The sequence below is a fragment of the Streptomyces fuscichromogenes genome, from assembly GCF_014645815.1.
Classification (GTDB): Bacteria; Actinomycetota; Actinomycetes; order Streptomycetales; family Streptomycetaceae; genus Streptomyces; species Streptomyces fuscichromogenes.
The window spans coordinates 210,295-219,191 of sequence record NZ_BMML01000019.1; the positions used below are offsets into that span (position 1 = coordinate 210,295).

At 73.0% G+C, this 8,897-nt stretch carries 4 protein-coding genes; all 4 read right to left on the minus strand.

Annotated features, from left to right (window positions below; genetic code table 11):
• Position 1: 1 nt before the first annotated feature.
• Positions 2-4,300, minus strand: a complete 4,299-nt coding sequence (locus IEZ11_RS34390; protein WP_189266869.1) for a tetratricopeptide repeat protein — start codon at positions 4,298-4,300, stop codon at positions 2-4.
• A gap of 41 nt (positions 4,301-4,341) precedes the next feature.
• Positions 4,342-7,338 (minus strand): CHAT domain-containing protein, encoded by a 2,997-nt coding sequence (locus IEZ11_RS34395; RefSeq protein WP_189266870.1) that lies wholly within the window; start codon positions 7,336-7,338, stop codon positions 4,342-4,344.
• Entirely contained in the window at positions 7,328-8,341 is a 1,014-nt protein-coding gene (locus IEZ11_RS34400; protein ID WP_189266871.1) for a Clp protease N-terminal domain-containing protein, read from the minus strand. The genes IEZ11_RS34395 and IEZ11_RS34400 overlap by 11 nt, the downstream gene beginning before the upstream one ends.
• Positions 8,342-8,381: 40 nt before the next feature.
• A partial coding sequence (locus IEZ11_RS34405; RefSeq protein WP_229713525.1) for a DUF6338 family protein occupies positions 8,382-8,897 on the minus strand: 516 nt, incomplete at its 5' end.

Consider the following 8,897-nt stretch of genomic DNA (forward strand, 5'->3'; position numbering starts at 1 on the left):
CTCAAGGGCCATGTCGGCCGGCCGCTCTGCTCAGTTCGGCGCAGAGTCCGGCACGCTCGGGAAGAGCTCGGGCCAGCTCGACGAGGTCGTCATGGAAGTCCGCCACCCCCCAGGGGTGATGGCGGTAGTTGAACGCCGTCCCCAGCCAGTGACAGGCCTGGCGCCCCGCGCCGAGTGCTGTGTGGAAGACAGCCAGGTTGGCCGCGTGGGTGAAGCGCCAGGGGCCGAACTCCCGGTAGCGGGCCGTCCCCTGCCGGATGGCCGCGCCGGTCTGTAGACGTGCCTGTTCCGGACAGCCTGCGACGAAGAGCCCGAGGGCGTACTCGTAGCGGGTCCAGGCGCAGTCGGGATCAAGGGCGCCTGCCGCCGTGAGGTCCCGCAACGCCCCTTCCACGTCACCGAGTTCACGCCGTACCTGCCCCCGGCACAGCAGCGCCGACGGGGACCCGCCGTCCCGCGCGACGGTGTCGAGATCGGCGAGCGCCTCGGTGAGGCGCCCGGCCCGGCGGAATGCCTCGCCTCTGAGGTGCAAGGGGAACACCGAGGCGGGGGAGAGCGCGAGAGCGCGGTCAAAGTCGGCGATGGCCTCGTCGAGCCCCCCGGTCCACAGCAGATGCGCCCCCCTCGCGGACAGACGGGACGGGTCGTCGGGTGCCAGTCGGACCGCGTGGTCGAGGTCGGCCCTCCCGAGATCACCACGATTGAGGCGGGACAGCGCCCGTGCCCGCTCGTCGTGGACGGCGGCCAGCTCCGGCAGTTCGGCGCCCACCGTCTTGATCGTGCCGCTCGCCACGACGAGCGCTTGGTCGTGACGGCCGAGCTCGCCGAGTCGTCCTGCGACGTGCGCGACCTCCGTCACCATCGGTCCGAGGCGCGTCGGCGGTCTCGCCCCGGTCATCCGGAGTCTGTGGTGGGCGGCGACCAGCAGGAGTGCGGCGGTCTCGGAGTCCGGACCGTCGGCGGAGAGACAGCGCGCCCGCTGTCCGAGCGTCCAGCCCCGCAGGTCGCCCGCTTCGGATGCCATCCCGGCAGCGGCGAGGGAGCCGCCGTCGGGCTCCTGCACCGGCTCCAGAAGACCGAGTGCCTCGTCGTACCACACCAGGGCCTCCCGCCACCTTCCCGACTCCTGATGCACCACGCCCAACTCGGTGAGGACGCGTGCCAGGCCGACTGTCCGCTCCTGGTGCGGCCGGGCGTTCAGCCGAGCCAGACCGGCGGCCTGATCGAGTGCGGCGCAGGCCAGGAAGCCCCGACGCCGCCGGGCCACGGTGGTCAGTACCTCGATCAACCGGTGCACGTGGCGGCCGGGGGCGTGCCGGTGGAGCAGCCGCAGGATTTCGAGCTGTTCGCCTTGTGCGTCCAGTACCTCCTCCAGACGCCGCCGGTACTCGGCCTCGTCTCCATCGGTGGAGTGGCCCCGGGACAGCAGATTGGTTGTCTCGCGGTCGATCGTCGCCAGGGCGCGTTTCAGGTGCCGGACCAGATCTGGGTGGAACGGCTGTCCGTCGGGCCGCTCGGGTTCCTCGTCCGCCGTGTCGCGCTCGGTCGGATTCTCGGACCCGTACTCGTGACTGGGCGGTGCGGGACGGGAGTTCGGAAGCGGTGCCACCTCGGAGAGAGCCTGTGCCAGGTCGCCGGCGGTGAATCCGGCACGGCCGGCGGCACGTGCCAGAGCAGCGGCGGACGCGAGCGCCCGGTCGGCGCCCGGAGTCAGCGGCAGCGGGGCACCGGGGTACAGCCCGGTTCCGGGTGAGGCCGCCTGGGCGTGGCAGGGCCGGTCACCGGCCTCCTCCAGAGCGGTCCGGAGGTGTTCGGGACCGATGTACGGCTGTCCTCCGCTCTCGGCGGCTGCCCGGGCGGAGTCCAGGACACCTCTCGCTCCGGTGTCAGGTGGAGGCCTGTCCCCTTCCTCGGCTCCCGGAGCCGGGCGGGCACCGGTACTCTCGGCGGAGTCACCGTCCCGGAGGATCGCCCTGACGACGTCGTCGAGGTCCACGCCCTGACGGCCCTGCCGCTGAGCATTCTTGGAGGCTGCCGCCAGCACCCGGCGCGCGGCCGGTGTGGGCGTGACGCGGAGGGCAGTGCTGCCGACCTCCGCAGTGGAGCCGCCCGCGTTGTCCGGGGCGGGCACGCTCGCATCCGGCAGGGCATGCTCCGGGCTCCGCGGCGGACCGGAGGGGAGCATGCCTGACGGGCCGGCGGCCGGGCGGCGGGTCTGGTCCCAGCCCTCCGCAGCGATCGCGCGGAGCAGCAGCGACGGATCGAGCAGACCGCCCGGTGAGGCTGCGGCCCAGTCCACCGCCCTGGCGACACTCCGGCGGGTCGGCGCGGTCAGGTCCCGCAGCGACGGCAGCCCACCGATCACCCACCCGGCTGAGGCCGCGGACGGCGTCGGACCGTCTGGAGCGGAGGAAGTGTGCAATCGGATGCGGACCAGGATCTCGTCGTGGTCCGCGCCGAGCGAGGTCAGGATCTGCGCTCCGACGCCCATGCCGTCCAGCGTCAGAGCGCCCAGGACATGCAGCGGACGGACCCGCCCCGCGCCCCTGGCCAGGGCGTGACCGGCGGCCAGGGCGAGCACGGCGCCCGCCCTCTCGGAGAGCCGGAGTTCCGCGCGGCGTTCCGGGTCCGGCCCCAGCAGCGCCGTGACACACCGCAGTACGGCCGCGCGAGTGATCCCCAGCAGCCCCAGCAGTCCGGCGCAGTCGGCGTCCTCGGAGACCGCCAGGAGAAGATGCTCGCTTCCCACCAGGCCATGGCCGAGCCGATGGGCCTCGGCCGCCGCGGTCAGCGCCGTCCAGCAGTCGGCCCCCGGCCGTCCGGCGTCCACAACGGACCAGGAGGGACGTGCGAAGGCCCCGGGCCGAGCTCGCTCGGCGCTGGGAGTCGCCGTGGTCATGTCCTTGTAGGGGGCCGGCACGAACGCCGGGAGCCCAAGGGCGCCAGGCGGCTTCTTCCAGTCGGCCGCGGCGGACCCGCCGTCGGGCGCCGGCCGCACCGGTCCCAGGACCGAGGCACTCGTTTCGAGCCGAGAAGTCCGCCGCCTGCTGAGGATCGGTTCCTCACCGAGCAGTGACTCCAGGTGGGCGATCGTTCGGATGGCCCGGTCGTACATCGCCCGGAACGTCTCGGGGTCCGACGCGCTCAGCCGGCCGAATACCCCATGCGCCTCACGGGCCACCGCGCGCAGGTGGGCGGCGTCCGAGCGTTCAGCCCACCACACCGGCCGGGGCGGCAGGACGTCGACGTCGGCATCCGGTTCCGCGTCAGCGCCGGCCGTGGCGAGCGCCCGGATACCGTGCACGCCTTGGTGAAGGGCGGCCCAGCGGCGCTGCGCCGCGTGGTCCGCGAACAGGAAGAGGGAGTCGGCGGGGGGTTCACCGGGGACGGTCCACACCCCCTGACCGGTCCGGGCCAGTCCGTCGAGGTACGTACAGGACGCGGACAGCCGCGCCGCCGTCTCCGCGTCACCTCGGTTCGCCGCCGAAGTCGCGGCGAGGCCGAAGACGAGCGGCGCGTCGCTCTCGGCGCAGTCGATCCCCATGGCCGCGCGGCAGTGGGCTTCCTCGCAGAGCGCCTCCGCCCAGTCCGCCGCGGCGTACCGCATGCGCCGGTCGGCCTCGGGGTGCCGGCCGGCAAGGGCCAGGATGCCCTTGGCGGCGACCCAACCGGTGACGCCCGTGAACCGGCCGGCCATGTCGAAGGACTCGCATGCGGGTTCGAGACGGTCGTGCTGCAGGAACGTGCGCCCGAGGGAGATGAGGAGGGAAGGCATCACGCCGGGCTGGGCAGGGTTGAGCTGATGCCTGCCCAGCATCGAGGTGAGCCATGCGGTGGCGCGCTCCAGGTCGTCGAAGGGAGCTTCCAGCACCAGGTGGACTTGGGCCGCGGACAGGCGTACCAGTTGGTCCACCGCCTTGTCGCGCTGCACGGTGCTCTGCGCCCGGCGCAGCGCACCTGCCGCCGCTTCCGTGCGGCCCAAGGCCAGCAGGGCGCGGGCCAGCAGGGCCAGTGCCCGGGCGGTCAGGGCGGCGTCCGCGCCGATGGGCCGTTCACCGGCGCCGCGGGCGGCCGCGGACGCCAGGTCGCGGGCGATCTGCGGGCAGCGCGCCGCCAGTGCCGCCTCTGCCGCTCGCGCGTGCAGCACTCGGTCGCAGAAGCCGGTCCTCGGATGGTCGGCCAGCGCACGCAGGTACGCGTCGAGCGCGTGCGCGGCCCGTCCCGTCGTGAGTGCCGCATCGGCGGCGCCAACGACGGCACCCGCTCCGTGCGCACAGCGCAGCCGCGGTGTGAGGGCCACGGCCGGGCCCGACGGGCGACGTTGGGTGAAATCCGCCACCGTCAGACCCCCACTCCCACGTAGACGAAAGCCTGCCAGAGAAACGGCCGGCCCCGGCCGGTGCGGCGCCACTGCTCCAGTTCGGTGAGCTGAACGGCGCGCAGCGCATCGGCGGGGTTCTCGCCGGCGACGAGCCGGTCGGCGAGGCGATGTGCGATGCCGTTCAACTGCCGCACCGGATAAACCGGGTAGAGCGTGCAGATGGCGTGGTCCGTACCCGCCAACATCAGCGCCGAACCGAAGCCGAGCCACTCACTGGTCGGGGTGCGGACCGTGCCGGCGGCCACGGTGTCGTGGCCGAGGCTGCGGCACCCGACGGCGAGGACGCGCTCAGGAAGCGGAAACGGGTTCTCGTGGCCGTCCGCGTCCGCGGCGCCGAGCATCTCGGCGATCGACAGATGGCCGTGCCCGTCGCCCTCCGGGGCCAGGCGCAGACCGCTGCGAGTCGGGTTCCCGCCGGCATCCACGTGCCCCGCGAGGTAGAGGAGCCAGTGCCGGTCGTCGTCGAGCGCGCGCAGGGCCTCCGACAGCCGCTTCTTCGGCAGCGGGCCGCCGAGGGACCGGCGGGCTGCCGGCGGACACTCCAGGCGGGCGGCGGCCTGCTGGTCGCCGTCCGGGGCGATCACCGCGAGGCGCAGATCATACGTCCCCGCTCTCCCGGCGGGCCGCGACCGGCGCTGTCCGATCACCGACCAGGCCGGGACATGCAGCACCCGTGCCACGTCCACCACCCGCCGGTCGGTTCCGGGCTCCAAGAGCAGAGCGGGGACGGGAAGATGAGCCAGAGCCGCAGGCAGCGAGACGACCAGCGACGACGCTTCGCCGGACGTGGCGCGCAGCCCGGCCGCGAGCGGGGGCGGCAGGAAGGCATCGGCGACCGCGCCGAGCAGCGCCCGCTCCTTCCCGCCGTCCGGTCCGGCACCCCGTGCGAGCGGACCCCGTTCCGCGCGCGCTCCGGCCGAGGCTGAATCCTCGTCCGGGAGCGGCAACGGCAGTGCCTCGCGCAGCGCTCCGTCGGCGAGGGCGGCGGCACTGTGCTCACCGAAGTCGCAACTTCCCTGGAACCAGCGGCCGTCAGGATCGCGGACGACCCAGTGGTAACGGTCGAGCACGGCCGCCGCACTCCAGTACCAGCAGCGGCCGGCCAGCGCGCACAGTTCCAGGTCGAGATCGATCACCTCGGGCCGGTCCGTGCCGGTGGGCAGCTGCCGTCGGCCCGCGACCCGCACCGGCGGCGGCCTGCGGACCGGATCGAGGCCCGCCAGGCCCGCCGGCGTCCCGGCCGACGGATCCTCCCCGGCCGGAGGCCCTCCGTGAACGGAGTCCGGGCGGGCGGCCGTCCCGGCGGCTGTGGCGGAGGCGGTCATCGCGTCGAGTGCGAGGTGCGCCTCCAGCTCCGCCCGGCCGATCCGGTCGGGCAGCACCTCGCCCCGCACGGTCTCGACGACCTCGGCGACCAGGATTGCGTCCTGCGAGCGTTCTGCCAGGCGCAGCACGGTGGCGTAGGCGTTGAGCTGCATGCGTTCCCACTGCTTGCGTCCACGCGCGGAGGGGATCAGGTAACGGGCGTCGTGAACGGCGGCGAGAGCGTGCGCGGCCTGGGCCAGCGCGAGATCGTGACGGCCGTCGAATTCGTCGGCCCGCGCGAGCAGCAGACGCGCTGCGACGGCGGCGATCGGTCTGCGGCCGGCATCAACGATCGCCAGCGCGGCTTGCGCGTCCTTGCGCGCATGATCCCGTGTCTCCTCCGCCTCGACCAGGACGGAAGCTCGCAGCAGCCGTTCGTTCGCCGCCTGGTCCGGCGTGATGTGCCACGGGGTACGGGCATCATCGTCTCCCTCGACGACGGACGGCAGGATCAGCGCCGCACCGGCGCGGTTGTCCACTTCCCGCAGCATCAGCTGGACGACGCACATCTCCGTGTGGCGCAACAGGTTCTGGTCGCTGGCGCGCATGGCCGCCCGTCGCAGACGGTGAATCTCGCGCAGGGAGGACTCGACCGGTTCGACGGCCAGTTCCTCGGCTACACGCGCCACCTGCAGTTCGCGGGCGTAGCGGCGGCACCGCCGACCTTGGAGCAGGAGCATCGCCTCGTCGCGGACAGCCGCAGCATCGTCGAGACGACCGCTGGCGAGGAAGACCTGGGACAGCTGGGCATGACACCAGCCGCGCACACCGGCCGGAGACGTCCGCGCGGCGTCCACGGCGGCACCCGCTCGTGCGAGCGCGTCCGCCAGCTCGCCCCGCTGCAGGGCGACCAGGGCCCGTGCCATGTCGAGGACGGGCCGGCTGCGGCGCGGGACCTCGCCGCAGCGCGCCAGGAAGGGTTCGGCGGTTCCCCCCTGCCCACCGGCCGCCAGGTCCACCGCCGTGGCGAACAGCGTCCACCTGCCGGATGCCCTGAGTACGAGCCGGTCCCTCAGCGGCAGGAAGGCGAACGCCGCTCCGCGCGCCCACCACGCCGTTCCCGTCACGCTCCACAGCAGGTCGGTCACCGCATGGGCGTACCAAGAGGTCATAGCGGCCAGCGGGGGGAACCACCAAGTGTCCCACTCGACCACGACGGCGACCAGGGTCAGCAGGGTGCAGATCAGGGTGTGCCATCGAGCCAGCAGCGCCGCGCCCATGCACAGCAGGATCTGTGCGAGGGGGAGAGCGGCAAGAGCTCCCGCGGCGCCGACGAGTCCGGGCAGGAGCAATCTCAACGCCAACGGGCGCAGCACGAGCTGCCGAAACAGCAGCCGTCCGCTGTCTACGTCCCAGGTGCCGAGGCGGCGTCGGCCCGTGCCCGCACGGTGGAACGCGCGATAGTCACGGACGGCCCGCCCGAGGACGAGCAGCCCTTCGAGACGGCTCAGGCGGCGGGCCGCGATCAGAAAGTCGGCTGGAGCCGCCAGCTCCGCGGCCTCTTCGTCACGGGGACCACCACGCTCGGCCAGCCAGCGCCTCGCGGACTCCGCGTCCCGGAACGCAGGATCCGAGGCCCTGTCAGTTCTCATCGTCACCGAACATCCTTGCCTCGATCATGCTGCGCAACTCGCGCCAGTACTCGAGCCGGAAATAGCGCAGGGGAAGGCCCGGGCGGCCCAGGTCGACCCGCTTCATCCACAGTTCGTCCCTCACCACAAGGACTTCGAGGAGCGAGGCGCCGAGCACGAGCCAGGGGAGGGGTGCCGGCGTCAGCCACAGGGCCACGGCCCGCGCCGCCACCCAGACGGTCCAGGGCGTGAGAGACAGTTGGAGCGGGACGAGAGGAACGCAGACCAACAGCGTCCAGTCGCCCGTCCCGATGAACTCGTCGACGAGGAGGAGCACCGCCGCGAGGGTGATCAGGTAGTGCGCGGCGTGGCCCAGGACCCACGAGCGCACCCGGACGACTCCCAGGCGGGTGTTCATCCGGCCACTCTCCGGCAACTGACCACTCAACAACCGCGCCACCGAGGCCGAACGCCTGCCCGTGGTGCGAGTCACGAGGTCGTCCGGGCGGGGAGCCGGGGGTATGGCCAGGACCGTGGCGTCGCCCTCCGGACGGCGACCGGCCGCGAAGGCCGCGTCCTCGCCCCGCACGTCGCCCCGGCACCGTGCGCCGACAGCGAGGACGGTGTCCGAGCCCAGTCCCGCCTCGCGCAGGAAGACTCCTTCGGCGGCCGTGGACCGGGACAACGCCGCGAGCAGATGGAGTGTGGTCGCCCGCCGGTCCCCCGTGACGACGGTCCAGGAGTCGAGGTCCCGCAGCACCTCGTGGACGGCGGGATCCGGTGGCGGTGGCTCCTGTGCACGACTGCGCACCCCGCCTGGCGCGGCCGTCCCACGGGGGCGGTCGCGGCCCAGCTCGTCCGGTGCGTGCCCCTGGGCCCGCAACATCACGCCCGCGTGCGAGGCGGGGGCCTCGGCCACGCGTAACAGTGCGTCCAGCAGATGACCCGTCGTGACCTGGGCGCGGCCTTGTCGGGCGGCCAGTGCCTGGGCCAGTGCGAGGGCCTCCACCACGGCCGCACTCACTCGGCGCCCTCCCCAAAGCTCTCCGAGCACGGTATCCATTTCACGGCCCTCCAGCGGGGTCGCCCGTCGGCCCGCCGGTCGTGGCAGTGCCCTGCGCCGGCACGGGAGCGGGGCCGCAGTCGGTCGGCAGATAGCTGACAGTCACGAAGGCCAGTTGGCGCGCACTGATGACCACCGCGTTGACCAGGGGCAGCACCGCCGCGGTGCTGTCTCCCGGTGCGCGGTAGGTGATGTCACCGCGCAGGGTGAGTTCACGGTCGCCGTTCTCGACTGGGGAGCGGCTGAAACTGTGGAGCCGTCCGGCGAGGTAACCGCCGTCCGTCAGAACGCATCCCAGATGGACGACAGCATCCGGATGCTCGTGGAACAGCAGCCACCAGGCGGACTTCGGCTCCAGGCGCCGGGAGCGGTTCTGCCAACGGGACGCCATCGCGGGGGGTAGGCAGCGCACCCACCACCGGCAGCCGAGCCCGTAGGCGACGGCGGTGGCGGTCCCGATAGATACTTTGAGACATAACTCAACACGACGGAGTGCCGCTGCCTCCGGCGATACCCC

Bases quoted from the DNA above. Each gene is read 5' to 3' on its own strand.
- IEZ11_RS34395 (WP_189266870.1), bottom strand. From the start codon at position 7,338: ATGAGAACTGACAGGGCCTCGGATCCTGCGTTCCGGGACGCGGAGTCC.